The 26,981-nt window shown below is 46.2% G+C and carries 25 protein-coding genes; 13 read left to right on the top strand and 12 right to left on the bottom strand.

Annotated features, from left to right (window positions below):
• Nucleotides 1-73 precede the first annotated feature (73 nt).
• Nucleotides 74-550 (bottom strand): hypothetical protein, encoded by a 477-nt coding sequence (locus tag ACOCLE_RS03345; protein ID WP_419535509.1) that lies wholly within the window; start codon nt 548-550, stop codon nt 74-76.
• A gap of 351 nt (nt 551-901) precedes the next feature.
• On the opposite strand from ACOCLE_RS03345, the gene ACOCLE_RS03340 reads away from it, so the two are divergent.
• Nucleotides 902-1,942 (top strand): OprD family outer membrane porin, encoded by a 1,041-nt coding sequence (locus ACOCLE_RS03340; RefSeq protein ID WP_419535508.1) that lies wholly within the window; start codon nt 902-904, stop codon nt 1,940-1,942.
• Nucleotides 1,943-1,994: 52 nt separating this feature from the next.
• Here ACOCLE_RS03340 and ACOCLE_RS03335 read toward each other — a convergent pair whose 3' ends face one another.
• Both ACOCLE_RS03335 and ACOCLE_RS03330 read right to left on the bottom strand, forming a co-directional pair.
• Nucleotides 1,995-3,257, bottom strand: coding sequence for an OprD family outer membrane porin (locus ACOCLE_RS03335; protein WP_419535507.1), 1,263 nt, complete (start codon nt 3,255-3,257; stop codon nt 1,995-1,997).
• Nucleotides 3,258-3,449: 192 nt separating this feature from the next.
• The gene (locus tag ACOCLE_RS03330; RefSeq protein WP_419535506.1) at nt 3,450-3,791 is read right to left on the bottom strand and encodes an HU family DNA-binding protein; all 342 of its coding nucleotides are present in this window, start codon (nt 3,789-3,791) and stop codon (nt 3,450-3,452) included.
• A 775-nt stretch (nt 3,792-4,566) separates the two neighbouring features.
• On the opposite strand from ACOCLE_RS03330, the gene ACOCLE_RS03325 reads away from it, so the two are divergent.
• On the top strand, nt 4,567-5,181 hold the full coding sequence (locus ACOCLE_RS03325; protein ID WP_419535505.1) for a cold-shock protein: 615 nt from the start codon (nt 4,567-4,569) through the stop codon (nt 5,179-5,181).
• 63 nt (nt 5,182-5,244) lie between these two features.
• Here the strand turns inward: ACOCLE_RS03325 and ACOCLE_RS03320 are convergent, their stop codons facing one another.
• The gene (locus ACOCLE_RS03320) at nt 5,245-5,445 is read right to left on the bottom strand and encodes a SlyX family protein (RefSeq protein WP_419535504.1); all 201 of its coding nucleotides are present in this window, start codon (nt 5,443-5,445) and stop codon (nt 5,245-5,247) included.
• A gap of 137 nt (nt 5,446-5,582) precedes the next feature.
• Nucleotides 5,583-6,038 (bottom strand): HIT domain-containing protein, encoded by a 456-nt coding sequence (locus ACOCLE_RS03315; protein ID WP_419535503.1) that lies wholly within the window; start codon nt 6,036-6,038, stop codon nt 5,583-5,585.
• 209 nt (nt 6,039-6,247) lie between these two features.
• Here ACOCLE_RS03315 and ACOCLE_RS03310 point away from each other — a divergent pair, with 209 nt between their 5' ends.
• Complete coding sequence (locus ACOCLE_RS03310) at nt 6,248-7,966, top strand: proline--tRNA ligase (protein WP_419535502.1); 1,719 nt, start codon at nt 6,248-6,250, stop codon at nt 7,964-7,966.
• A 43-nt stretch (nt 7,967-8,009) separates the two neighbouring features.
• Nucleotides 8,010-8,594, top strand: a complete 585-nt coding sequence (locus ACOCLE_RS03305) for a lytic transglycosylase domain-containing protein (protein WP_419535501.1) — start codon at nt 8,010-8,012, stop codon at nt 8,592-8,594.
• Here ACOCLE_RS03305 and ACOCLE_RS03300 read toward each other — a convergent pair.
• From ACOCLE_RS03300 to ACOCLE_RS03280, 5 genes are all read right to left on the bottom strand, one after another.
• Nucleotides 8,591-8,863, bottom strand: coding sequence for an acylphosphatase (locus tag ACOCLE_RS03300; protein WP_419535500.1), 273 nt, complete (start codon nt 8,861-8,863; stop codon nt 8,591-8,593). The genes ACOCLE_RS03305 and ACOCLE_RS03300 overlap by 4 nt on opposite strands.
• A gap of 182 nt (nt 8,864-9,045) precedes the next feature.
• Nucleotides 9,046-9,516, bottom strand: a complete 471-nt coding sequence (locus tag ACOCLE_RS03295; RefSeq protein ID WP_419535499.1) for a TlpA family protein disulfide reductase — start codon at nt 9,514-9,516, stop codon at nt 9,046-9,048.
• 78 nt (nt 9,517-9,594) lie between these two features.
• Entirely contained in the window at nt 9,595-10,779 is a 1,185-nt protein-coding gene (gene purT / locus ACOCLE_RS03290; RefSeq protein ID WP_419535498.1) for a formate-dependent phosphoribosylglycinamide formyltransferase, read from the bottom strand.
• 97 nt (nt 10,780-10,876) lie between these two features.
• A complete protein-coding gene (locus ACOCLE_RS03285; RefSeq protein WP_419535497.1) occupies nt 10,877-12,112 on the bottom strand; it encodes a YihY family inner membrane protein in 1,236 nt (411 codons plus the stop codon).
• Nucleotides 12,113-12,200: 88 nt separating this feature from the next.
• The gene (locus ACOCLE_RS03280) at nt 12,201-13,007 is read right to left on the bottom strand and encodes an AraC family transcriptional regulator (protein ID WP_419535496.1); all 807 of its coding nucleotides are present in this window, start codon (nt 13,005-13,007) and stop codon (nt 12,201-12,203) included.
• A gap of 326 nt (nt 13,008-13,333) precedes the next feature.
• Here ACOCLE_RS03280 and ACOCLE_RS03275 point away from each other — a divergent pair, with 326 nt between their 5' ends.
• The 4 genes from ACOCLE_RS03275 (at nt 13,334) to ACOCLE_RS03260 (ending at nt 17,254) form a co-directional block, all read left to right on the top strand.
• Nucleotides 13,334-14,101, top strand: coding sequence for an IS982 family transposase (locus ACOCLE_RS03275; protein WP_419534486.1), 768 nt, complete (start codon nt 13,334-13,336; stop codon nt 14,099-14,101).
• A 468-nt stretch (nt 14,102-14,569) separates the two neighbouring features.
• Nucleotides 14,570-15,229, top strand: a complete 660-nt coding sequence (locus ACOCLE_RS03270) for a hypothetical protein (RefSeq protein WP_419535495.1) — start codon at nt 14,570-14,572, stop codon at nt 15,227-15,229.
• Nucleotides 15,230-15,424: 195 nt separating this feature from the next.
• The gene (locus ACOCLE_RS03265; RefSeq protein ID WP_419535494.1) at nt 15,425-16,951 is read left to right on the top strand and encodes a 4Fe-4S dicluster domain-containing protein; all 1,527 of its coding nucleotides are present in this window, start codon (nt 15,425-15,427) and stop codon (nt 16,949-16,951) included.
• Nucleotides 16,952-17,254 (top strand): hypothetical protein, encoded by a 303-nt coding sequence (locus ACOCLE_RS03260; protein WP_419535493.1) that lies wholly within the window; start codon nt 16,952-16,954, stop codon nt 17,252-17,254.
• 261 nt (nt 17,255-17,515) lie between these two features.
• Here the strand turns inward: ACOCLE_RS03260 and ACOCLE_RS03255 are convergent, their stop codons facing one another.
• On the bottom strand, nt 17,516-18,706 hold the full coding sequence (locus ACOCLE_RS03255; RefSeq protein ID WP_419535492.1) for an FMN-binding protein: 1,191 nt from the start codon (nt 18,704-18,706) through the stop codon (nt 17,516-17,518).
• A gap of 193 nt (nt 18,707-18,899) precedes the next feature.
• Between ACOCLE_RS03255 and ACOCLE_RS03250 the strand changes: the two genes are divergently transcribed.
• From ACOCLE_RS03250 to ACOCLE_RS03235, 4 genes are all read left to right on the top strand, one after another.
• The gene (locus ACOCLE_RS03250; protein ID WP_419535491.1) at nt 18,900-19,805 is read left to right on the top strand and encodes a LysR family transcriptional regulator; all 906 of its coding nucleotides are present in this window, start codon (nt 18,900-18,902) and stop codon (nt 19,803-19,805) included.
• Nucleotides 19,806-19,886: 81 nt separating this feature from the next.
• Nucleotides 19,887-20,720: a hypothetical protein gene (locus tag ACOCLE_RS03245; RefSeq protein WP_419535490.1), complete on the top strand. Its 834-nt coding sequence runs from the start codon at nt 19,887-19,889 to the stop codon at nt 20,718-20,720.
• A 60-nt stretch (nt 20,721-20,780) separates the two neighbouring features.
• A complete protein-coding gene (locus ACOCLE_RS03240; RefSeq protein WP_419532972.1) occupies nt 20,781-22,061 on the top strand; it encodes an ISKra4 family transposase in 1,281 nt (426 codons plus the stop codon).
• Nucleotides 22,062-22,099: 38 nt separating this feature from the next.
• The gene (locus tag ACOCLE_RS03235; RefSeq protein WP_419533458.1) at nt 22,100-22,630 is read left to right on the top strand and encodes a hypothetical protein; all 531 of its coding nucleotides are present in this window, start codon (nt 22,100-22,102) and stop codon (nt 22,628-22,630) included.
• A 556-nt stretch (nt 22,631-23,186) separates the two neighbouring features.
• On the opposite strand, the gene ACOCLE_RS03230 is transcribed toward ACOCLE_RS03235, so the two are convergent.
• Nucleotides 23,187-23,894 (bottom strand): hypothetical protein, encoded by a 708-nt coding sequence (locus tag ACOCLE_RS03230; protein ID WP_419533459.1) that lies wholly within the window; start codon nt 23,892-23,894, stop codon nt 23,187-23,189.
• An 813-nt stretch (nt 23,895-24,707) separates the two neighbouring features.
• Here ACOCLE_RS03230 and ACOCLE_RS03225 point away from each other — a divergent pair.
• Nucleotides 24,708-26,942 (top strand): hypothetical protein, encoded by a 2,235-nt coding sequence (locus tag ACOCLE_RS03225; RefSeq protein ID WP_419533460.1) that lies wholly within the window; start codon nt 24,708-24,710, stop codon nt 26,940-26,942.
• Nucleotides 26,943-26,981 lie beyond the last annotated feature (39 nt).

The raw sequence follows: 26,981 nt of genomic DNA, 5'->3' as shown, positions 1-26,981 counted from the left end.
TGAGTTCTTCTATTTTCAAGCCAATCCAATAACCTGATTGTCGTTACAGAGCAACTAACACACCTCTATGCATCTACTGCAACTTGTTATCAATGTAACGAATCAATTTCTTTGCCTGCTGAAGCTCATCTTTCCAACGTGCGGAGTGACTTGCCCTTAAGACAGCCTCTGACGAGGCTTTTTGAGCCAGCTCCCATCGCTCTATCTCAACAAAACTTTTTGCCATCATCAAAGAAGCCCTCGGATCCTTTGCGTCCAGCTTCTCAGCATGAGCCAGCGTTGCTGCAGACTGGGCAAACTGAGAAAGCTCATATTGAGAAAGGCCAAGACCAAGAAAGTAGGAGTAGCACGTATGATCAAGCAGGCAGAGATGTCGGAAAACTTTTAGAGCATCACTAAACTGACCAGAATTAAAGCGAGCAAAGGCCACTTTATACATCGCATCAAGCTGGCTCTGATCCATTTTTCGAATTTCTTTCATGGTGCCACCCTTAGCTAGATAAGCAAGCCAAAGTGGCGCTGAGGTCGGCTGATCAGCCTTGTTATCCATAACCCTCGAAAGCCTCATCCCAGATAAAATGATTTAAGGTATTATTCAATTATAACTACTATATAGTTAGTCCCATTAGTCATTAGTAGTAATAAAAAAACAAACAAAGATTTTAAAATAAAAATCAAACAGTTATAAAGAAATTAAAATTAATTAAATTTAAACAATGACCAAAAATAAAGATTGAAAACCCCTCAATTAATGCTTAATTACTACCTGTATACGAGAATCATTTATTATTTATAGTTATAAATAACAGTTTCTTTATTATCCAACCAACGATTACCGCCTTCATCGATTCAACTTAATTAATCAGCACCTAATAGAATCACAACTGGGAGTTCTATGTTGATGAATTACCATAATGTACGGACACCCCCTGAAAAGCCTGCCCCCCTTACTTCTTTAATGGCATTAGCTGCAACCATAATGCTGCTGGGTTCTCAAGCATCAAAAGCAGCTGAAGCCCTACAGAATAATTTCTGGCATTATTCCCCTGAGAATATTAATGCCCAATACACTTCTGGTCATTTCATCTCATTCCGGGAGTATTCACCGAACTATTCACCAACATCCAGCTTCTCTAATAGCACTTTTTCAGTGACTCCAATACGCTTGACTGTAAGTGATAACCCAGGAAGAGACCCTGTTTCAGGAGCAGAGCTCAGTTTTCAACATCACGAACTTGGCTCCAGGCTCGCTTATGCAGAAAACGATTCCGACATCAGATACTATTTTGCCAATCTGAACTACCTGGTTAACCTGAGCGATCATTCAACCCTATTACTGGATGGACAGTTTTATCGAGGTCAGGAGAGCAGCACCCTGAAAAGCAGCACACAACCACCGGGAAGTTTTGATACAGAAGCCAACCTTTACAACATAAATGCCCAGCTAACCATTAATCAGCTGTCGCTAAGCGCCTCGTTCAGTCAAGTGGACGCCCAGAAAAAACACGCACTGGGCGTTTTTGATTACTCCGCTGCGCACCCATTAAGCCCCGATACCCAAGGTTCTGCTTACTGGACCCGAAGACAGATATCAGATTTCAACTTTAATGGTGAAAAAGTCTGGCAGGCCGGTATTGCCTACAATTTTCACCACATTGGCGCACCAGGATTAACACTGGGTTATACCTACACTTATGGCAACGATATAAAAACCAACCATCCCGAGTTCACTGAAAAATACAGAGAGAGCGAACATAATTTCGAGGTGGGTTACCTGTTTCAAAAACCCCAGCTGAAGGGACTGGGCCTGAAGCTTCAGTATGCACAATACCTTGCTGACAAGGCTTTGAGTGAGATCAGCAGTTCGGAAAACGAAACACCAGCAGGCAATGGCAACACTGACTTGAGGGTCTATCTGGACTATTCCGTCACTATTTTTTAAACAAAAAAAAGAGGGCAAAAGCCCTCTTTTTTCAACCTAAACTCTTAACTGCTTAGAATGCAGCAACAGAGTAAGTCAGGTACAGACGGTTCACGTCTTCGTCGTACAGAGTATCCAATGTCTCATCATCAGTCACTGTACCTTCAGCACGATAATTAGTGTACAGCCATGCTACAGAAAGCCCCTCAAGCGAGCCATCGAATGCGTAAGAAACATAGCTGCCATACTCACGACGCTTGAAGCCATCAATGTTATCCGCATCATCGCCCTTGGCATACCAGACATCCCAGCTCAAGCCTTCAAGGCCCTGATCTGCAAAGTTGTAGCCAGCATTAACCAGATACGCTTTTTCACCCTCTTCTGTGTAGTTTTCCCACTGAGAGAGACTAGAGTTCAAGCTATCGTTATTACCATCGACATAATTTGGATCGTAATCACCGTCTTTAGTCTTGTTATAACCCAGACCTACATAGGCATTGCCATAGTTATAGGTTGCGTTCAGGTTATAGTACTTGGCTTTGTAATCATCGCCAGGCTCATCACTTTTCAATTTACCGTAGCGAACATCAAGATCAACGGAGCTCATGTCATCAAGCTCAAAGCCATAGGCAGCTTTAAGGAAGGTTTGCTTGACAGTATCTTTAGAGTTTCCGTACTCAGCAGCCAGATCCAAACCTTCAAAGCTGTAATTACCACCCAGAATACGAATATTTTCTACAATTTCAGCACCATCATTTTTAGTCAGATCGTTACTCAATGCTGATTCATTACGGTCACTGAAACCAGTAATTTCAGTAAAGTAGAGATTGGCTCCCTCAAAACCAACAGAAAGATCATAACCCGTAGAGCTGGCCCCCAGAACACGCGAACCTGAATCTGAGTAAGTTTCGGTGCTACGCTTCTTGACACCAACAGTACCCGCCAAATCAACACCACTGAATGTGGTTCTGGCTTTCAGATAAGCCTGTTGAAAGCCCGAAATATCATCGCCCTTCCCATCAGCCCCAGCAGGAACGTTTGTTTTAAACTCACTGTTTGCTTTTACGCTCAGAGGACCCGCATATCCAGCTGTAACCACTGCACCTACCAGATCATTTACATAACCGGTATCAAAGTCAGCAACCAGACCGTGAACCCACTCTTTACGGTCATAACCAGTGTCATCACCGGTCTTATCTTTCTCATCCCAATAGAAGTTCTTGTAGGTAAAGGTCAGGCTTGGATCCATGGTTACCGCTTCGGAGGCCTGAACAGAAGTAGCTGCAACAGCCGCAGCAACGGCTACACCCAGTGCGCTTTTAGCGAGGGTTTTCATAATCGGAATTGCTCCCTGTGTACTTTGTGTTGTGTTTATTATTGCGACTACCACCAACTGACATAAGCAGTTCCCCTTGGCGATATACGTCCTTTTCGCAATGTGAAATCATTTTTCTATAACGCCGATCAAATTGCAACCATAAAAAAAGGGGCTTTTCAGCCCCTTTTATTTTTGACCCGTATCAAGGGTCTAAGACGTTGCGAACTCTTTCAGCTTTTTCAACGGCCTGACCTTAACCTGAATCGATGCTGGCTTAGCAGGAACATCCATCAACTCACCGGGTTTAAAGGGATTAGGCACACCTTTCTTAGCTTTTTGAGCAGGCTTTTTCTTGGTAACAATTTTCAAAAGACCAGGTAATGTAAATTCACCACATCCCCGTTTTTTAATATGGCGTTCAACCAGATCCCCAAGCTCTTCCATTACTGCACCGACTTGTTTTCTACTAAGCCCGGTATTTTCTGCAATTTCTGCAAGCATCTGGGTTTTGCTGTACTTTTCCTTGATAGCGGGTGCTTTTTTCGCAGCCATAGTCATACTCTCCTGATGAAAATTCCTTTTAAGCCTTCCCTTTAGGCTTTCCCTTTAAAAGAGGGCATAGAGTGCTTGCCAATGTTCATGCTGCTGTCTGGAATAAGGCTATTTTCTTTTTCCAGCTAACTGCAACGATCAGCTACTGCATTATCTGCCACTGCACCAGGCGGATTTCGTACCTCCATTCTCTAAAAAGCAATCTCAAAAGATGCCTTATCACTCCGCGAGTACAACACTATCTAAAAACAACCAGCAACCTCTAAACAGTTCCTACAACACCGAAGGCTCCATCAGGAGGCAGCAAAAGTAGATATTTAAGGTACTGAATACCACTATAATATCGGTATTTTTCCACGTCGAGCATTTTTTACCAAAAGATTCACTCCCAAATAACAGGCTCAATCAAACCCTGAAATACTCACCAGTTAACGTCATTGCGCTATTTATAGATTTTTTCATGCTTACCCGGGCCCACCCATAAATGCTATCAGCTCATGTTCAGATCCCAGCATACTCGTCAACATTTGAGAAAAAAGCATCATAACGGTACATTAACCATTGATATGGGAAACCATGTGTTCCATCAGAATAAGTAGCACAACGTGTTTTGTCGGGCTTAATGCCGCAACCAGGTGACTGTCCATGATGCCTTACTAACTCAATGTACGACAGTCATATAGCAGATTCTGCTTTTCTGGTTAACAGAAGTTCAGAAAGCAACAAAAGCTCGATGTTTTCATCTGATACTGATAACAAATAAAGGGAACATGTCTTGAAACAGTTAAAACTCCTTCACCTCATTACCGGGCTTTTGGCCTTTGTACTTGTCATTTCAGGTATCACCAACATTTACCAACCATCTCCAGCAACCGCCACCCCAACCAGTCCTGCCTCCATGTTGTTGCTAATGGCTGCTCTGGTTAATTTGATGGGTGGTGCTTATATCAGCAGACGAAGCGGGGTAAGCCAATGGCTTCAAGCGGCCGGGTCTTTACTGCTTTTTACAGGACTGGCTGCAGCTGTTACTTTCATCTATAACCACACCCTGATGATCTCAGGTGTTACCTTGGATCAAGTCACTTTATTTACCGTCAGTACTGGCACTTTATTTCATCTATTAGCCAGCTTGGGCATGGTATTTTCTGCACAGCCTGAATATACAGACACCTCCGATCGAGAAACCGGCTCTGTCAAATGGTTCAATGTCTCAAAAGGGTTTGGCTTTATCACCCGGGATTTAGGTGACGATGTCTTTGTACACTATCGGGCAATTCGCGGTGAAGGTCACAGAACTCTGAGCGAGGGACAGCGGGTTGAGTTCATCGTAGTAGAGAAAGATAAAGGTCTTCAGGCGGAAGATGTGATTGCAGCCCCAAAAGGAAGGTAAGCTTATCCACATTTTGGCTGGAGAAGAACTTCTCCAGCCAAAACACACAAAATCACATCAGCCTCAATAGTGAGGAGGGGGCAATTCTTCCTGACTTTCCAACTGCTCAGCAGCCATATTCTCAAACTGTTTCTTCAGTTGCGCAAAAGCTTCCGTTAAACGTTCAATATCTTTCTGTTGTCGAGTGACCACGTCATTCAACTGAGCAATCGTGTCTTCCTGATAACTCAACTGGGTTTGCAGCTCAAGCAGTTCATCTAGCATAATTTATACTCCCACAGGCAGCCCGCCATACCAATACCAACCAGAGAGCAGGTGAGGGATAACATTCATCTACGCGTGGTTGGACATGGATTGTTGTGCGCAGTCTACTCCTTGAACTTCAGCCTTCCAAATTTACCTTACACATCTGTATGAGCCCACTGAAATGATGGCAGGTCAGCAATTCCCTCTTTCAGTTTTTGCATAACCTCTGAAAGTTCTGCATCCATATAAGGTCTGGCGGGATGCTTACCCCAGACAGGTGCAGGCCAGGCAGCATCAGTGCTGTAACGGACAACATGATGCACATGAAGCTGTCGAACCACATTACCCAACGCCGCAACATTCATCTTTTCCGCTGAAAAAAGCACCTGCAGCATTTCCGCCAGATAAGAGGATTCAAACAGGAGTTGCTGCTGAGTAGCTTCGTCCAACTGATAAATCTCTTCTATCCCCTGATGACGAGGCACCAGAATAAACCAGGGATATTGGCTATCGTTCATCAACAACAGGCGGCAAACAGGGAAATCACCCACTACGACACAGTCTCTTGCCAGCTGAGGATCCAGTTCAAAGCTACTCACGGCACGGCCCATCCAGTCAAAATACAGTAGAGAAGGAAAGTTTCATTAAGTTACATATCCCTTTCTTTTTCCAGAAAGCGCTTCACCGCAGAAAAGGGAAAACCCAGAACCAATGGTCAACAACAGGGGATTTTGAAACAGCGGTTGGTATAATAACCGATTGGCCTTAAAATGGCGCTTTAATTAATTCCCCCTATTTGAATAGCCTGGTAAATGAGCACATGAGAACCAGTCAGTATCTGATTCCAACCCTCAAGGAGACTCCTGCCGATGCCGTGGTGATCAGCCACCAGCTGATGCTGCGCGCAGGCATGATCCGTAAATTGGCATCCGGCCTCTATACCTGGCTGCCCCTGGGTCTTAAAGTTCTGCAGAAAGTAGAAAATATTGTCCGGGAAGAGATGAACCGCTCTGGCGCACTGGAAACCCTGATGCCCGCAGTTCAACCTGCAGAGCTCTGGCAGGAAACCGGTCGCTGGGATCAGTTTGGTGCTGAACTGCTGCGTTTTCAGGATCGCCATGGACGTGATTTTGTCATTGGCCCAACCCATGAAGAAGTCATTACTGATATTGCCCGCAATGAGTTGAACAGCTACAAGCAGCTGCCAATCAACCTGTACCAGATCCAGACCAAGTTCCGTGATGAGCGTCGCCCTCGTTTCGGCCTGATGCGTGGGCGTGAATTCCTGATGAAAGACGCCTACTCATTCCATGCGACCGAAGAGTGTCTGAAGGCAGAGTATCAGAATATGCACAATACCTACTGCCGTATCTTTGACCGTCTGGGTCTTGAGTACCGTGCAGTACAGGCCGACAGTGGTGCTATTGGTGGCAGTGGATCCCAGGAGTTCCATGTACTGGCCGAGTCCGGTGAAGACGCCATCGTATTCAGTGACCAGAGCGATTACGCGGCCAACATTGAGAAAGCGGAGGCCGTTGCTCCTGAAGGTGACCGACCAGCCCCCTCAGAAGGGATGGCACTGGTTGATACCCCGGATGCCAAGACCATCGATCAGCTGGTAGAACAGTTCAACCTGCCTGTTGAAAAAACCATCAAAACCCTGATTGTGGCTGCTGCAGAAGACGCTGACAGCGACTTTATTGCCCTGCTGGTCCGTGGTGATCACGAACTTAATGAAGTCAAGGCTGAAAATCTTGCAGATGTTGCCTCTCCCCTGCGCTTTGCCACCGAAGAAGAAGTCAAGAGCATTATGGGCGCTGGCCCTGGCTCCCTCGGCCCGGTTAATTGCCCAATCCCCGTGATTGTCGACCGAACCGTAGAGAAGATGTCGGATTTTGGTGCAGGAGCCAATATTGAAGGCAAGCACTACTTCGGCATCAACTGGGAACGTGACTGCACCTTCAGCCGTGTTGAAGACCTTCGCAATATTCAGGAAGGTGACCCAAGCCCATGTGGTAGCGGTCAGCTGTTTATCAAACGTGGTATCGAAGTCGGCCATATTTTCCAGCTGGGTACCAAATACAGTGAATCCATGAACGCCACTGTGCTCAGCGAAAATGGCAAGAGCATTCCTCTGGCCATGGGCTGCTACGGCATCGGTGTGTCCAGAACCGCCGCTGCTGCTATTGAGCAAAACTACGATGACCGCGGCATTATCTGGCCGGAAGCTATCGCGCCTTTCCAGATTGCCCTGGTACCTCTGAAGATTGAGAAATCCGAAGTCGTCCGTGAAGCTGCTGAGAAACTCTATGAAGAACTGACGGCCGCGGGTTTTGAAGTATTGATGGATGACAGAAAAGCTAGTCCGGGTGTCAAGTTTGCCGATATGGAGCTTATTGGTATTCCGCACCGTGTAGTACTCAGCGATCGTGGACTGGCCGATGGGATGGTCGAATACAAGCACCGGACTGCTACTGATAAAGAAGATGTTCAACTCAGTGAAATCATCGAATTGCTCAAAAAGCGCACCAATCGCTGACGGTATTTTATTCACCGAAAGCCATTTATCCGCTCAAAGCAGCTTGCTGAAAATAACCACCCCCAAAGCCCTCATAAGGGCTCTGGGGCTAGTGGCTATTCTTGGCATACCTCTAACCAGTCAGGCCGAATGGTATGACCCGGTCTTGAAGGAAGTATTATCTCGCTCTCTGGATCAGCCCAGCAGCTTCAGTGACCAGTTTGAAGCTCAGGTCTGGCTGGTGGACATGTCCGCCCGATTAGCTCGATTTATTAAAGACCCTGCCCTTCGGCTTGAGCTGCTGAAAATGATTCACTTCGAAGCATCCAAAGTCGATTTACAACCGGAGCTCGTGCTGGCACTGATTCAGACAGAGTCTGCCTTTGACCAGTATGCCGTTTCTTCTGCTGGAGCCCAGGGGTTGATGCAGATTATGCCGTTCTGGAAAGATGTGATTGGCCGGGATAAAGATAACCTCATCACCATCCAGACCAATTTACGCTATGGCTGCACCATTCTCAGTTACTACCTTGAGAAAGAGAAAGGCAATCTGACCAGGGCTCTGGCCAGATACAATGGGAGTCTTGGTAAAACCTGGTATCCGGAGCGCGTATTAACCAACTGGGAACGTCACTGGGTCGTTAATTAACCCGTGGTAAATGAGTCAAAAGCCTGCAGAGACTCTTCCGCAATAGAAATATTAACCACCTTGGCCAGAGGTGGTCCTTTATGAAGCCACTCTTCCAATTTCGCAACGGCTTCTTCCGATCCACACATCAATACTTCAACCCGTCCATCAGGCAGGTTTCTTGCCCAACCACCAATACCCAGTCGACGGGCTCTCTCCTGGGTTGAGCCTCGAAACCAGACACCCTGCACCCTGCCTTCAACAAAGGCTCTTTTGCACACATCACCCATTCGACGAAGTTTCCTGTAGTTGATGTTTACTCAGGGGGCATTCTCAATTAACTAAAAGCCCAGCTGCCCTACGGGTTGACCACAGAAGCACTCATGATGCGTTGAACGACTTGAACATGGAACCATCATGCCCAGCGTCGTTCGCCTTACCTGAGCGCTTCTGTGATCAACTGGCCTAAAAGTCAATTGAGAACGCCCCCTAACTTTTGAATCTGCTCTTCAAGACTTTTCCTGGTCTGCGGTCCAAACAGTTTGGTGACCACCTTGCCTTCCGGCGAAATAATATAAGTAGCGGGCAACACCTGGGGAAGGGGAACATTCAACGCTGTCAGAGGAGACTCTTGAAGGACCGGAAAGCGGATATCCAGAGCTTCTGCCTTTTTGATTAATGGATCACCCTGACTATTGTCAAAATCAACGCCCAGCACCCTTACCTGACCACCGCTGGCCAGTTCATTCAACTCTGGAACTTCTTCCCGGCAAGGATCACACCATTCTGCCCAGAAATTCAACGCTAGCCATTGATCATTCTCACTGGCAAGGGAAATGGTATCCCCGTTTAAATCCGTAAAGGTCACTGGCTTGCTGCAGGCCGAAAGAGCCCCCAACAGCACAACAACCAGAAAGTATTCCCATGTTCTTTTTATCTTCACGAATACCTCCAGAAAAACACTTATCAAACAGGCTGCACTATTTCATGCAGCCCATGCCCGGTTATGCCCGAAAGGCTCCTAGCTCTCCAGAACCACTTTAGCGGCCAACTCTCTGGCCGTATCACGAGCCAGATCAGTGGACTCAGCAGAAGCCAGAACCACACCCATCCGCCGAGCACCATGAAGTTCCGGCTTACCAAACAAGCGAAGTTCAGTATTGGCCACAGTCAGCACCTGATCAAGATGACTAAAGACTGGACTGACAGAATCACCACTGACTTTAATCACTGCCGACGCAGCTGGCTGATGTTGTGTAATGACAGGTACAGGCAGCCCCAGAATGGCACGCACATGAAGGGCAAACTCACTGAGGTTCTGGGAGATCATGGTGACCATGCCCGTATCATGCGGGCGTGGGGACACTTCATTAAAGAAGACGTTATCCCCGCGAATAAACAACTCAACACCAAAAATACCATAACCACCCAGGGCTTCGGTCACGGCACCGGCAATCCTTTCTGCCTCCTTCAATGCTGCAGGAGACATCTGCTGAGGCTGCCATGACTCAACATAATCTCCGTCTTTCTGGCGATGGCCAACCGGTGGGCAGAAAAGTGTCCCCTGCCGAGTACGAACCGTCAGTAACGTTATCTCATAATCAAACTCAACAAAGCCTTCAATAATGACCCGGGTCTTGGCTGCCCTGCCCGACTCAAGGGCATATTTCCACGCAACACTCACATCATCAGACGCTCGTAAAACACTTTGCCCCTTGCCTGAAGAACTCATCACCGGTTTGACAACATTGGGAAAACCAATCTGCTCTGCCGCCTCTTTTAATGCCTGTTCCGACTCAGCAAATCGATAAGGAGACGTCGGCAGCCCAAGCTCTTCTGCCGCAAGCCGGCGAATACCTTCACGATCCATGGTTAACTGGGTTGCCCGGGCACAGGGAACCACAACACTGCTTCCTGCTTTTTCAATATCCACCAACACATCGGTGGCTATCGCTTCAATCTCCGGAACTATGTAGTGGGGTTTTTCCTGATCGATTAATGCCGCCAGAGCTTCTCGATCCAGCATATTAATGACATGGCTTCGATGGGCCACCTGCATGGCGGGGGCATTGGCATAGCGATCCACGGCGATAACTTCAACACCCAGACGCTGAAATTCAATGGCAACCTCTTTGCCCAGTTCGCCAGCTCCGAGTAATAACACACGGGTTGCTGACAATGATAGAGGCGTTCCGATTGATACCATCAGGTTACACTCCAGAAGAGAATCCAAAAGGAAATGGTGGGATGATCAGGCGATTATTGTCCCGATCACTCCCTTCAAGAGCAATACCCGTTACTGGTCATTTAGACAATAATTGATCCAGTGAGCAATCCAGCGCTTCCAGGCGGGCACTGTTGACCGCTTGGGCTCTCTGAATCAAGTCAGACAACCAGTTGGGATCATCAGAGATAAGAATATTCTGGAGCTGCTCATCCTGAGGCATCGGCCAGGGTAACTGCTCACAGAAAGCAAACAGGCTGATCTGCCGAAGGTCCTTGGCCAGAATCCATTCACCACCATCATTTTTACTGATCAACCCCATTTCCATGAGACGTGAGGTATGACATTCCCAGTCATCTAGAGAAACCGGAAGATCACGCTTCTGCAGATCGGTGTAATGTAACCCCTGCCCCTGCTCAAATTTTTCCTGCAACTGCTTGAGGATTAATAAAATCGAAATCAGCGGGTGTGGGCGCTCACCACGGGATTGCTTACCATAAAGGTCAAGCGATCGGACCAATACCGCTCCGAACAGCACCATCAACCAGCTGAGATACACCCAGAGCAGAAAGAGAGGCACTGCTGCAAAAGCACCGTATATCAGATGATAGGTAGGCGACAAAGTAATAAACAAGGTAAAACCGACCTTGGCCAGTTCAACCAGAATGGCAACAAACACCGCACCAACCAGCGCATGACGAACCGGTACTTTCCTGTTGGGCACAGCCGTATACAGCAAGGTCAGGACTAATGTACTTAGGCAAACGGGCATCAGGCGCAGAAGCCACTGTTCTCCTCCCAGAATGGCCGTGGTATCAGAAACCAGCTTAAGAGAAGCCAGATACGAGGTTGCAAGAAAGCCAGCACTTAATAGAACCGGCCCCAGGCTGAGAATGGCCCAGTACAACAGAAAACCGGACATCCCCCGACGCACATGCGTCACCTGCCAGATATTATTCAGCGCCTTATCAATGGTTCTCAGCATCAGAAAGGAAGTGACCAGCAGGAAAGCGATACCAATACTGGTTAATTTTCTGGCCTGTTTGGAAAAATCGTTCAGGTAGGATTGAACCATCTCCCCGGTAGACGGGACAAAGCTCTCGAAGATAAAGTTCTGAATGGAGTCTCCAACATCCTGAAGGCTGGGTACCGCCGACAGGATGCTGTAGGTCACTGTCATCAATGGCACAACAGCAAACAGCGTTGTATAGGTCAGTGCTGCTGCATTTTCGATACACCGGTTATCCAGAAAGCGTTTAATAACCGCCGTGACGAAACTTTTGAGAGACAACCAGAGTTGAGGAACCATTGCCATAAAAAACTTCCTGTCATGCGGAGCAACCATGCTAACAAACCATCCGGGAAAAATCTGTTTCCCATCAATAAAATATTGCAGTTAAGTCTCAGGCTCTGTTGACACCATTCAAACGACAGACCAGCCGGAACTGCCTTGGCGAGAGCTGAGTGTGCCTGCGGAAAAATTTGGCCATATTCGTCGCAACATCGAACCCAGTTTTCAGTGAAATTTCCGATATGGGTTCATTACTGAATGCCAACAGTCGCTTGATTTCCTGCAACAACCGGATATCCAGAAGCTCCTTCACCGAGTGGCCGGTATTGTCCCTGGCAATCTTGTTCAGTTGTTTTCCACTCACTCCCAAGGCAGCCGCGTACTGGCTCACATTACGCGAAAATAGAAACTCAGACTCGATTAGCGCTTTCAGCTGGTTGTAGGCATTCCCACCAACATGATCTGAGCAGTGCTCCATCAAAGATCGATACTGCCTGACCACCGTTTTCAGCATTATGGTTCTTAGCAGGGTTCTCACAATTTCTCCGCTGTAAAACGGACTATTACTGACCATCTCGCTTTGAATTGCCTGAAACAAACTGAGCAGCGACAAGTCCTCATCTTCCAGTGTGTTAATGGAAGATAATGAGGTCATCATGAAATCCTGACATGAGTCATCCCGGTTAAGACGCAGAGATTCATCATCAAATGACAGGACAAAGCCAGCAACGGAAGGGTTATAACAAAACTGATGAACCTGGTATCGGGAAAGAAAAAAAACGGTCCCAGGTTTCAGGCTGTACTTTTTATAATCAATAAAATGCTCACCCTTACCGGAAGTAATATAAATGATCGCATTAAAACAGATCCGGTGAGGCTTGATAGCCTGAGACAACCTGAGCTGATAAAACTGATCCATAGAAGACAGGTATAGATTACTGCCCTCGGTCGCCTCGGAAAGGTAAACGCTGTCAATATCTCGGTGTTGCATATAGCACGATGAAAACTAAACGGTGGATGCTCAGCTGGAATCTACCATGTTTGCAATAAGGAAGGTTAATAATTATTCAAAAAACAGGCATTGCACAAAATTCAACCAGATGGATATAAAAAATCCAGATACCGTCGGCAAGTATCAAACATATAAGAATAACGCCATGTGCGACTTTTAGGTTTGCATAAGGAGACATGACTGATCCTGCTTTCTGCTATTAAAAGCAGTAGAAAGCAAAGAAGGTTTCAGTCATGCCCGTTGAAGAGTTTATCACTACAGTCTACTGCTTGATCGACGATTTGGTAAAAGAGCTTTTTCCTGTACCACTGCGACTTCGAGGGTTTCCACCAAAGCTCACTGATAGTGAAGCGATCACCATGGAAGTTGTCGGTGAATGGCTTGGGCATCATAAGGACACTGAGATTTGGAAGTATTTTACCCGACACTGGCGACACCTGTTTCCTGACATTCCTTCACGCTCGGCATTTGTCAAACAGGCCGCCAACTTATGGCATGTGAAACAACGACTGCAAATTCGTATAGTCCAGATGATGCATGCAGATAATGCAGATATCCATTTAATCGATGGTTTTCCGATTGATGTTGTCGTCAGAACCCGTGCACCACAGAGCCGTATCTTTAAAGCTGAGGCTGGTTATGGTTACTGCGCTTCCAAGGACAAGAAGTTCTATGGCTTTCAGGGGCATTTGCTGGTTGAAGCACGAGGGATTCCTGTGGGTTTTACTCTGACCGCAGCGAACGTAGATGAGCGTGATGCAGCCTATGACATGCTCGAGACCATTTCTGGCCTCTTGCTTGGCGATAAGGGCTATATAAGGCCTGAGTTTAAAGCTGATTGTCAGGAATTAGGTATTGATCTTCAGACGCCACTGAGAAAAAACATGCAAGATGAACGTCCGAAGTCGTTTGTAAAGCTGGTATTACGGGTACGACGGAGAATAGAAACAGTGATAGGTCAATTGACAGAGCGCTTTGAAATAGAAAAGTGCCATTGTTGAGATAGATGGCATATGACATCACGTATCGCTCGGAAGTTACTGGCACATAATATTGGTTCTTATCTGAATATAATTGCTGGTCGTCCTGCAATACAGTTTGAGAACCTTATTTCCGAAGATTAAAAAACGGAAAGCAAATAATTGCGTGATTTTGAAGATACAACTTGGACTTACCATCATGCTAGCCCGGATATTTCATAAACGTGCTCCCGTTCTCGCTTGTCCTTTGCCGCCCTAAGGGAGTTTTGCTCGGTCGACCGTACTCCCCGGTACGGCACTCCCTCACAAAATCCCTTAGGGCGACAAAGTCCTGCCCGAGATTCGGGGCAGTTTATGAAATATCCGGGCTAGTAATTTGAGATAGTTTCAGACAAAGTCGCACATCGCGTTAAGAATAACATCCGATTAAAATAAACTTACGTCAGCAAAATAATAAGGAAACATCAATAAATTCTATAGGGAATGTAAGTGAAGCGTTTTCTTCTGGCGGCATTACTGACCACAGCCCCCCTCTTTTCTCTGGCAGACTTCAGCCTGGTAACCGGTAATATTCAGTTTCATGACGATCCTGAAATGAATGGCACCGACGCAAGCATGATGCTTGAGTTTAATCACTTCCTGGTGAATAACATTGACCGCGGACGGATGAGGCTGTTTGGCCGATTCGATGGTATTGTCGTAGGCGAGGTTGTTGAAGGCCGAAAAAGCAATAGTCCATTTGCCACCGTTGGCCTGGAACAGGAATACAATCTCACCGATAAATTCTGGGTCGCTGCCGGTTACCATCATACCATGCTGGAGGGAGAGCTTGTTTCAGCGCGTCCTCTGGTAAAAGCCGGGTACTTTTTTAACGACCAGCTTTCCTTTAAACATCGTACCCGCTTTCATATTGATAAGACGGGCACTAAAGACGACGATGTCTACACCAATACCTACCTCATTTACAAACTGTCAAACCTTCCGGCCACGCTCCAGTACAATCATGCGAAGTTATGGGAAGTAAACTCAACCGATCATGAGTTTCAGATCGCCTGGAACAGAAAAGGATTTCAACCATACATTGAATACCGTGACCAGAAAGATGGGGAAACCAGTGCTTTTGTGCTGGGGGGATCCGTCAAGTTTTAGTGCATTCTGACTGAAACCCAATCCGGCGGACCAGCCTCAGCTGGCCGCCAACTTATATGACACCTGTCAATTATCTTGTCGAACGTCCCGAAATGATCACCAAAGGGAATCATCTGACCATTTCAGATGAATACCTACTACGTACACTGCATCTCATTTTAATAACCGCAATAATACCGGACTTATGGAGTAGCCGTGACTGACAGCAGCACGCGTGATGGCTTCAACACATCACGAAGAGACTTTCTTAAATTTGGGGGACTGGCCGCAGCAGGTACCACACTGGGTGCAGCAGCTGGCGCAGGTTTTGTACTGGGGCGGGATCCTGATGCCAATGTCGGCTGGGGCCGAACCGAAGCGGGTAAAGACATGTTCTTTAACCGCAAGCCCTTTGAAGTGGACCATGCGCCGACACTGGAAATCGTTGGTCCGTTAGAACGGCCTGAATGGAGTGATTTCCTGTTCAACCGTTACCCGGTTATTGGTCAGGCCATTATGGATGGCTGGAACCCAAATAACGGCTGGGAAACCATCGAGGATGAGCGGGTTCGGGAATATTATTCACGGCATCCTGATCGTTGGCCGGAAATGCTGCAGGCCTTTGTGGAAATGGACCGTCGCAGCCAGCACCGGGAAAAACACAGAGATCGCTTCGCTCTGGCCTGGGCCTATGGCAACGCCTACGACAAAGGGTTGATGACCGCCAACTTCCCTCCGGTTCCCTATGAACACCCGGATGTTGATGACTTCAAGTGGGTTAAGGGAGAACCGGCAAAATTCAAGTCACCCGCCCATGCTTCAAAACTGGTCAAACAAATGGCTTTCAAGTTTGGCATGAGCATTGTCGGTATCACCAAACTGGATCACAGTTTCGTCTTTAAAAACATGATGCGCATGGGGGGCAGCAACCGGAACTGGGGCGACGAGGTGCCCAAGCACTGGAAAAACATCATTGTCTTCGGTGCTCCCATGAACTGGGACCCAATGTATGCCGCTGCTGGCTATTCCACGTCTTATGACGCTTATTTCCGGGCTCGCATGGCAACCGGCCTGATGACAGCCTGGCTGGGTGAACTGGGTTATGCCGGGCGCCCACAATGGCCAGGTCGTGACTATGAAGTCATTTTGCCACCCATTGCCATTCAGGCCGGCATGGGCGAAGCCTCTCGAAACGGCTGTCTGATGACACCAGAGCTGGGCCCTAACATCCGTCTGGCGGCAGTGATTACCAACCTGGATCTTGAGCCCGACAAGCCGGTGAACCTTCACATGCGGGAATTTTGTGAAGAGTGCAAAATATGTGCAGATGCCTGCCCAAGTGGATCCATCTCTCAGGCGGATAAGCCTGACGATGTTGTCCGTGGCTATAAAAAATTCAAGTTCAATCAGGACAGCTGCTTCCGTTTCTGGAGTACCGCGCCCACCGATAATGGTAAGGGCTGTCGCATATGCATCGCCGTATGCCCATACACACGGAAAAACAACTGGATTCACACCGTGGTGAAAGAGATGGACCCCAGGGATCCATCCGGAATCACTCGTAAAGCACTGCTGGCCATGCAGCACAACTTCTTCTACTACCCGGAAGCGGAGGCCTACCACCCTGACTGGACCGGCGGTAATTTTGCCGGCTACCACGAACCACCGGAATGGCTGCGCACCGAAAACTATCTGGATGTAGAAAAAACCTGGGAATACGACGGCAACTGGGAGGGTTTCTAAATGTTTCCACAATCCACACTGCTTGACCCTCTTTTCTGGATGGTACTGGGTGCAATACAGGTGCTGGTATTTGCTGGCGCCAATGAATGGGCAAAACATTACCGCCTGAACATGAACTGGTGGAAGTGGGCCCTGGCCAGTGGCTGGTGGTTCAGCTTTGCCCTGACCGTTGCCGGCGCTTTCACCCTGCTGGGGGAAAATGAAGGCAATGCTGGCTGGTACTTCCTTGGTTTTGTCGGTACCGGACTGATTATCGCGGGCGCAATACTTCTGCAACTCATTGTTAAGCTTCGCAACGTCTGATCACAGTCTGAGGCTCTGGAAAAATTGACGAACATCCGCTGGGACAGCATGTTCGTCATTCTGCATCAAGGCATCACTGCACCAGAAATTGCCCTGCCAGCCCGCTTCCCATATAAAGAAGGACAACTGCCAGAGTGGTAATATAGCCGGCAGTGGTAAGATAGCGTGTAACCACTGAAGTACCTCTTTTGCTCTTTTTTTGTGGTTTCGAACGATTTACCTGTCTACTGGCTTTCTGTACATCAGACATCGCGTTTTTCCTCATAGAGCCTTGGTTCTGATCAGTCTTTTTACCTGCTGCTGTTGTCTGACCATTAAATTGAGGCCTCGACCCAGTGGGCACAGCAGACGACACCAGTAATCTTTGATAAAGAAACTGCCAGTGAGTGCCAATGGCAGTATGTACCACTGGATTCCGATGCCATCTAAAGAAAAAAGCATGGAAAATGGCTCGTACGAACCCAGTGCCGGGTTGCGGGACAGGAAAATGAGCATCAAAGCCAGCCACAGCAGCGTGTTGATGATGTTAATGCTATAGCTTCGAACCCAGTTGGCAACGGGCAGGTTATTTTGTCCCAGTTTATTCAGCCAGCGCTGGATATGATGGAATGGGCAAAGCTGGCTGCAATACAGGTTTTTTCCTTTCCAGAAAATGCCAAAAGCGACGGCAGAAAGAACAAGGTAAAAGGCAAGATTTTGGTCTGGGTCCGGCCAATAGCCCAGCATCAATGAGGATAACGAAGCGATGGAGAGTGATACATTTGCCCAGTAACCAATAACGACAACAGATAACAGCCCAACAATAAGAATGTGATACTTTCGGATAGAGGAAGGCAAATGCCGCTCAAATAAGACCAGTAAAATCAGAACAACCAGAGCCAGATCCGAAACCTTGACTGGAGAGCCGGTTTCCGCTGCTTTGATGGTCAGTGACTGGGCAAGCGCTTCTTCATGGGCCGCTTTTCGAACAGCGTTCGTCATGCCGACGATAGTGAGGGTGGCGCCGCTGATCCCATCAATATCCTGTCCAATAGTGAACGGGCTGGTAATGACTTTTCCTTCCAGCCGGTCAAGAAAGCGCCGATTCAACACATTGGCGACATAGCCCGGAGTGTCAACATGGGACACAAGATCCACACTTCGTATTTTGTTGTATTTATCCAGAGTGAAGGCCATTGAAAGAGGCCCTCCATAACCATTATCCATGGCAGCATATATTTTTTTACTGCTGCCCGCTGTATCCACCAAATACGAATGGTTTCTATCTTGTTGTACTGTGACAGCCGTAGCATTGAAGTGTCGGCTGAGAGAGGACTCCAGTCCTTCCACCTGGCTGTATCCAATGCACCAGGCCACGACCAGTGATACCAGAGCCATGATAGTGATCAGGCGTGAACGCCACGCTTTTACTGAAGTGTTTGCTGAAGGGGAAGCAGGAGGTTCTCTATTCATAATGGAAGACTCAGGCCCTGAAAACTGGAAGGGTATTGTGGCATTAATGAACAGAGCGACTTACCCCATGGCATGGATGAGCGTTATAGCATTTATGCTATTGATGTTATGGAGCTATTAGTCTTCCGTATGATGCGCATCAAGATCCGGTGATCGTTTTTTATGCATACTCACGCCAGAGTTTGGAGTGGTTATGAAAATCGACGATCTTGCCTTATTTGTCCGCGTCGCGGAGGAACTGAGTTTTACAGAAGCTGCCAATATACTGGATCTCCCCCAGTCTACCGTCAGCAGAAAAATCAAACATATGGAAGAGAACCTGCAGGCTCGCCTGTTTGAGCGGACTGGTCGGCATATCTTTCTGACGCCTCAGGGGAGTCAGTTTTACAAGAACAGTAAGAAAATCGTTGATGAATACCAGTTGGCAAAAAGCAGTATTGATGATTTTCAAAAAGAGCCGGCCGGTGAGCTGACGCTTTATATGCTTCCTTTTTTTGCGGAGTTACTGACGAAGGAGTTTTTTCCACTGTATCTAACTGCCTTTCCCAAGGTAAATATCGTCAATAAAATTCTGTCTTATGATCAGCTGGATCAGGTTCAAGACGCTGATCTGATTTTCTATCCTCTGCCACCCAGAAACACCAATATGGTTGCCAAGCGAGTTCTCACCTGCAGCCGTCGATTTTATGCCTCGCCCGATTACCTTAAACGACATGGTAACCCTGAGCACCCCAGGGATCTGGCAGATATGCACTGCCTGCGGTTTGATAATAAAGAGAGCGATGTCGATAAATGGTTTTATTTTGAGGAGGATAATGTTGAACAGGTGACGGTAAAAGGCCCCTTTACCTGTGAGTCGTTGAACCTGACCATTGAACTTGCACGAAAGGGAATGGGGGTTTGTTTTGTGCCTCAGTTTATGGTGAATCCGCTGGTGCGAAGTCAGGAGCTGGTCTGTCTGTTTGAAGGGCGATACTCCTATGAGCAACCTTATTATGTGATTTACCACTCCAACAGTTATATGCCAAACAAAACCAGGGCTTTTCTGGATATGTTTTCTCAATATATGGAGCAAAGCAATAACGTATTTAATTGTTGAATGACGCCATAGCAATGTTGTTATGCTTCTTTATTCGGCGGGTCGTTATGATGGGTCCATTTCCCGCTAAATGGACCCACCATGGAAAAGCAGCCAGATACAAGCAGAGAGCATCAGGATGAGGCACTGGATAACCCTGATCGCCGAAAATTATTCAAGTGGGGGGCAGTTGCTGCCGGTGTTGCTGCTACCGGTGCAGCTGGTGGCTGGATTGCCTATCGAGTCCAGGGGGTTCCCCACGATACACTGCCCGTTGAGATTGATGACACCCTGTTAACACCTTTTGACCAGCGTAATATGGTGTTCAGTTACGCCATTTCAAAAAAGCTGCAGCAGCAGTACCCCGAAAGGAACCGGGCATTTGCTGAAGAAATCGGCATCCCGGACTTTACCTTTTCGGATGTCATGAAAAGCCTTAAACATCATCAAAGTGTTGACCCCAGCGCCTGGGATAATTCGACCCTGGGGTATCGACAGCTTGACTGGGCACTGGGCACCGCTGCTAATGGCCCTCTGGATAAATCCCTGGGTCCTTTCAGTAAGTTTGGCGTTCCCAATACCGGAGAGCACTCCTGGGAGCAGGTCAATCTGGCACCGGTGCAATGGGAATTTTCCTCACCAGAAGAAGCGTCTCAATATATCAAGCGTGCGGCCAGACTTTATGGTGCTGACCGTGTGGGCATTACCCGGAATGATCCCCGCTGGAACTATTCCCCCATATACGACGCAGTCCAGGAAAAGGCATTTACCTGGGAGGATGACTTCCCCTTTAAACCCAAGTCGGTCATTGTTCTGGCATTTGAACAGGATTATGAAGCCATTCGTACTGCACCAACGGCGGTGTCTGCAGCATCAGTCAATAATGAGTATACGGAAATGTCACTGGTTGCAGGGGTGCTCTCTCTGAATGATTGAAACAATAGTGCTCTATTTTCACAGCTACTATGGGAACACCACTCATAATAGTTAACTGTCATGCCCGCTTCTGTTATTTCCAGCTCTACCAAAAGCATCGTTTTGCAAATTGAAGTTTCTATAGATTCAGGCAACATGCTGAATCTTGAAGATAGTTTACAGCGTGCACTCAATGAAGCCGGGCAGCTTGGAACAAAAGAGTTATTGGGGCTATTTGAATCACCCAATAAAGAACCTATCGTCGTTAATCAGCAGAAGTGGAACTACAAAGGAAAGGTTCTTAAGCACTATGAAACCTTATACGGTCGTATACCTTTGGAGCGCTCCGTATATCAGGGTGTCAGAGGTGGCAGTACTCTGGCAGCACTTGATCTTCGTGCCGGTATTATTGGTTCAGCTACCCCCAAATTTGCCAAGTCTATCGCCTGGAAATACAGCCAGATGCCAGCGCCTGCGGTAAAAGAAGATTTTGAGACCAACCATCAAAGGACGCTTTCAAATTCTTATATCAAGCATTTATCGGACAGAGTAGGTGCATTAATTGAAGACCAGCAAGACACTCACTACCACCTTCCTCCACTAAAAGAGCCTGTTGAAACAATAGCCATTGGTCTGGATGGAACCTGCATGCTGCTTTGTGAAGAAGGCTGGAGGGAAGCCATGTGTGGGACATTGAGCCTATATTCTGCAGATGGAGACAGGCTCCACACGATATATACAGCCAGTTCGCCAGAGTATGGTAAACAAAGCTTTATGAGCAAGCTCGACGAGGAGATTGCAGATCTAAAACGACTCTACCCAAATGCCACATACATCGGGGTAGCTGACGGGGCTAGAGAAAACTGGAGTTATTTGAAACAACATACCTCTGGGCAGATACTCGATTTTTATCATGCATCTGAATATTTAGCTGGAGCAGCGGAAGCACTGTTTCCAACCAGTAAGGCGAAGCGACACCAGTGGCTTGAAGACAGGCTACATAGTTTGAAAAACAAGCGTGGAGCAGCCAAAAAAATCCTTCAGGAAATTGAATCAGCCGAGCTCCCGAAAAAGACAATCGCACTGACAGAGAAGCGCTACAAAGCTGTGAGCTATTTTACAAACAATCACCAGTTAATGAATTATCATCAGGCGCTTAAACGCCATTGGCCAATAGGTTCAGGAGTTACTGAAGCGGCTTGTAAGACTCTGGTAAAGCAACGATTATGTGGTTCTGGAATGAGGTGGAAAGCAACAGGAGCGGAAGTGCTTTTGACAACAAGAGCACTGATCCAGAGTAAGGGGCGCTGGGAACAACTTTGGTCTGAGTTCATGACTGGAAAGGTTGAAGCTAACCTATGAGTCAGTTATCAAATTGAGAGAGCACCCATCCAAGATCAATGCTTTTAACGGATGTGCGCACCAAACAGAGAATACTAAATGAGACCATCTCATTAATTAAAAAGTGTAAAAAGCAGCATAAACCAGAGCAGGGGTATAAAGAGATTGGTGAACACTCATATCGAGTTGATGATTTAGGTCCAAGACGAAATTCACGTTTATCAGCCTATCACTCATCGGCAGACTTGAACTATCAGTCACAATCACCAGCACCGGATAGCGCATCAAATGGGTCTACCGACTCCGAGGGCGTTTTAACCCCAGGGCAGGATGGCTTTCCCCTCCCCCATTTTTCTTTAAACACACCAACTTTTAGTAATAATCCAGTGATCCTCAGCTCATGTGAGCCAAAGACGACACTTCCGCCTTTTGATAGCTGGGCATCCACACCACAAATAATGATTCAACATGCCACAAGCTCGTCCCAAGCCTCCCAGCAAATAGACAGAACGGCTCAAAGCGTATTGTATGCAGCGGATATAGACCCTACCTTAGTTTCGGAATCCGAGTTGACCTATATGAACCTATAAAAATTTGCTTGAGAAGATTGTCGAGAAGCTACCATTTCACGAAAAACAAGCAGAGTGTCTGATGAAAGAATGAGGTATTTGCGAACAGCGTTTGGAAAATATTGAATACGGAAATCAGCGCCCAACCGCCGAATTCGTGGAACAACGAGAATCCAGTTGGGCACTTCGGCAAAAACCGCTTCTGTCCAGCCATAAAAAAACCCGGAAGATCCAGGACCAACCGGGTTTCTATTTGGTGGAGGCGGCGGGATTTGAACCCTAGTCTAAGATCAGGGTTCTCTATATTTTTCAGTAAGTTATGAAAGATCCTAGATTAAGAAATCACCGTTTTTACGCTATTTTACGCAGTAATACTCAATTTTCTGGACACTTTTTGGACACTTACATTACAACAAAACAGCCCCTAGACCCTTAATCCAGAGTCAGAATGGCTAGTAGTCATATAAACCATCAACCAAAAACCTTTCACTATAAAAAATTGCCGGAAATTAATACTTAGAGAATACAATTAAAAAAGTATTTAGAGCCTACTGCTGCAACTTTCTTAATAAAAATATTAATCATCAAATTTAGCGGTACTATTGTGCTGATCTTTGCAATATTCTGTCATTGATGCTGCCTCTTCGGCCCTATCATTTTTCGTACATTCAGTTTCTCCTGGGAACCAATATTCTTCATGGCCTGGACACGATGCCCCCCATGGGTTGGTATATGTTGAGTTTGCATCCCTGAAGTAATGTTTATTTTGCCCTGAAGTATCTTCAGGATCTTCACAACAATAATGCCAAGTTTCAACATACTGCCCTTCACAATATGCACCTCTGTACTTCTCGACCCTACCTGAATCTGTGGTTGTTTGTTCCTGTGTTGTTTTAAGCGAAACAGGAGCCGGTGATGTTGATGGCGCAAAGTCAGAAGTAGTAGTTGTTGATTGAGAGGTTTCTGCCGATCCATTAGTTGTCATGAAGTTAGTGACATTAGGTGCCAATGTTGTATTTCTAGCAGACAAGGCTACACCAGCCCCACCAAGACCCAAAACCACTCCAAGACTCACCGTACCTGATGTAACACCTACGACCCCGACTGCAATGAAAAATGATTTACAGGGATGCTCACATACCCACTTCATAGCACGGGTAAAACAGCCTGGCTTACTGCGTTCACTCTGTTGCTCTGAATTGTCGGCATCCTGGAATGATACGTCCTCTGTAAGTCTGTTATAGACTTGATTACTATATGATACAGTTTGGCCACCGACATTCATCAAAAAGACCTCTATTTTTTATTGTCAAATACTCGTTAAAAGCTTAGAGATCTATTAAAAACAAAAAGTTCATTTGCTCTCATCATACATATATACGACAGATTATATTTAACTGATAATTTATCGAAGCATTTAAACAGTATTTTTTATAGTAGATTGCAGTTAAAGCCAAAGATGAATGGCCTAGGGTAAGTCATCATTTCAACAAAGCTTTATCACAAGAACCCACACCCCAAAATATAGGTAAGAACATCTTTTTGGACACTTTCTGGACTATTAAAACTTCTCTAACTGTTTTACAAACCAAAAAATCACAATATATCAGCCAGTTAGAAAGTTAGCCTTTATTAAAAAGATATGATTTGAACCCTAGTCTAAGATTAAGGTTCTCTACATTTTTCAATAAATTAACTAATTACAGGCATCAAGAAATAGCCGTTTTCCCGCTATTTCCCGCTATTTCCCGCAGTAATACGCTATTTTCTGGAGACTTTTTGGACACTTCAGATCGACTAAATCAACAGCTAATAGGCACTATCATTCCTAACAATGCATGCATTAAAGAAGTATAAAATAACTTTTTTTATTCAGTAATTTACGAAATAATCACGAATTACCTGATCTGGCATTGAATTTTTTGGATTGATAAAACTCCAACTTCACTGAATCAAGCTATTTAAAGTCAGGGATCATCAAGTGGATACTAATAACCAACTCTTACCATACCCCCTTAACTCACACTATTCCTCTGCTGCTCTCCATGACAATAACTCTGCACATACAGGGCGATGGACTTGCCACCAAAGAGATGAATTGCTTGGCCAAAAATCTATTCTCACTAATAACCTGGCGCCTACTCCTCCCCACAAAAGCCTCAACAAGTACAATCTTCAGACTGTTATACAAGTACACCCTTTTTTCTCTGATATTGAAAAGACTCCCCATCTGGAACATGAAAAACTGCTTGGAATGATGATGCCAGAAATGGAAAAACCGGCAGAAAAAAAGAAAAACAAAGAGTCAGAAAAGCCTAAAGAACCGAACTCTCAAAGGCTATTAGATGACCTTCAAATTTCAGACTCAGAAATGGACGAGTTTTTAGAGATGGATCTGGAACTACCCATAGAAGTTTGGGAAGCACCTGATGTTCGCTACCAGAGATTTGATAAAGAACTGCAGCAAGACTTACAACAAATCAGAGAGGGCAATGGAGAAAAGGCCACAGAGAAATTAAAAGCATTTTTCAGAAATAGTGCCCATGACTTTGTTACCCCTGACAAAACAAAAGCCACACACCACTTTACTGAGTATGTTCGACGTGTTTATCAGCTCGACAAGCTAATGCCAGCAAGTATGGAAGCGAAAAGTGAGGTTGTCCGGCATGCCATTGAGCAAATGACTGACAAAATGGATATGCTCATGGATGATGTCAGGACTGCCTGCATAGCCAAAGCCTTCAGTAATCCTACCTTTAAAGATGCTCAGGAGAAGGTAGAGTCGGATACCGATAAGTCTCTTCTCAGAAGGCTACAGGCACTTTCCGCTTTTAACTTTATGAAAAATGAGGTTAACGCACTGGCAAGAGATTCTGGAGTTTCGGCACCTTCAGCTCCCGATGATGGAGATCCTGGATGTGATTCTGGTCTCGATGAACCAAAATCTGACGATGAAGACACAAAAGAGCCTGTAGCTGGATCTCTTAATCAACCATCAACAAGTCATAAAAAGCAGGACAACACAGACACTACTAATAAACGCTCAAGCTCAAAGCTATCAGAACTGGAAAGAAAGCACCGGGAAGACACAGAAAAAGGAATGGAGGAAGTAGATAGAATACTTGAAGAAGGCCGTAAATTCCTTGAACAGTCCAAAAAGAAAAAAGAAGAAGAAACAAAGCCAGAACCAGTTATATCAAAACCATTTACTCCAAGGCCTGAAGCAAAACCTAAACCTGTTGCCAGCAGACCACCTATGGCAAAGGAAAAACCAAAGCCTGTTACTCCTGCTGTTGTCACTAAAACCTACCCATCAATCGCAGACATCCGCAAGCTTAAGGAAGACATGGCTATTGCAGATGCAGTGCTGAAATTTGTAGAAAGCTGTAAAAGCGAGCGTGAAAGACAACAGCTTGATAAATTTCTGGAAGAGCGCTGTGCAGAAAAATCAAAAACCATTGTCAGTGATCTTAACCAGGTCAAACAGCAGGCGATGAAACCCAGTGAATCTGTCCACAAGTTTTCAGAAACCGTAGGCTACCGCCAGATTGCCGAACAGATTGCTCCACCCTCAGCAAGAAAACTCTCTGAAATAGCAGAGAATGAAAAAGTCCCCAGTAAGGACGGCAATATTGATGGCACCATGCTGCACCTGCTAAAACAGTCAGTAGTCTTTCCAAAAAGCTGGGATGTAAAAGGTGATCCAGCAAAATGGACACGCAGGGAATTTTTGGCTGAGTTTGAAAAAGGAGCCTCAATGCATTCGGAAAGTCAGCGACAATGTGTTCGCAGGTACGCTGATGATATTTTAAAGCTCTTCAAGCTGAAGCAGTATCCATTCGGCTGGGGATTTGACAGGGAGCGCAAAGCAACACCGGCTGACGAAGAATTCGAACTCATGGCTAACGTCATGTACGACAGGTTTATTGGCAAGCCGCTGTTTGATTTTAGAGACTGTAAGCGTCTGGATGTATTCACAGATCAGCAAAAGCACAAATTTCTGGAAACACTCTTTGGCACAGAGGTGATGTCTACGCTTAAACAGATAATCGTAGAAGGAGTCAGAACGAAAACAACGCTGCCTGACGAATCTGTTGAAAGAGCCAGAGTCAAACACATCAACAGCATGGTCGTCGCACTGTTTAACGACAGAAGAAAGGGTGGGTACTTCCTGGTAATTGGCAAAAGCGCAGGAAACAAGGGGCAGGCTTTCCCTGTAAAGGTGGTAAATCGACTGGCTATTGAGTGCCTCAACCAGGAAAAAGGAAGTAACTACATTTACAAGGCAATGGGGTTACCTATGATTTCAGACAACTGGAATGCTGTCAGATAAGTGATTCAAACTTGCAGGCTGAGAGCGAATACTTCCGTT

This window comes from Endozoicomonas sp. (assembly GCF_965196975.1).
Taxonomy (GTDB): Bacteria; Pseudomonadota; Gammaproteobacteria; order Pseudomonadales; family Endozoicomonadaceae; genus Endozoicomonas.
Note: the sequence above shows the minus strand (reverse complement) of the source record. Positions and strands in the feature narration are given on the sequence as shown.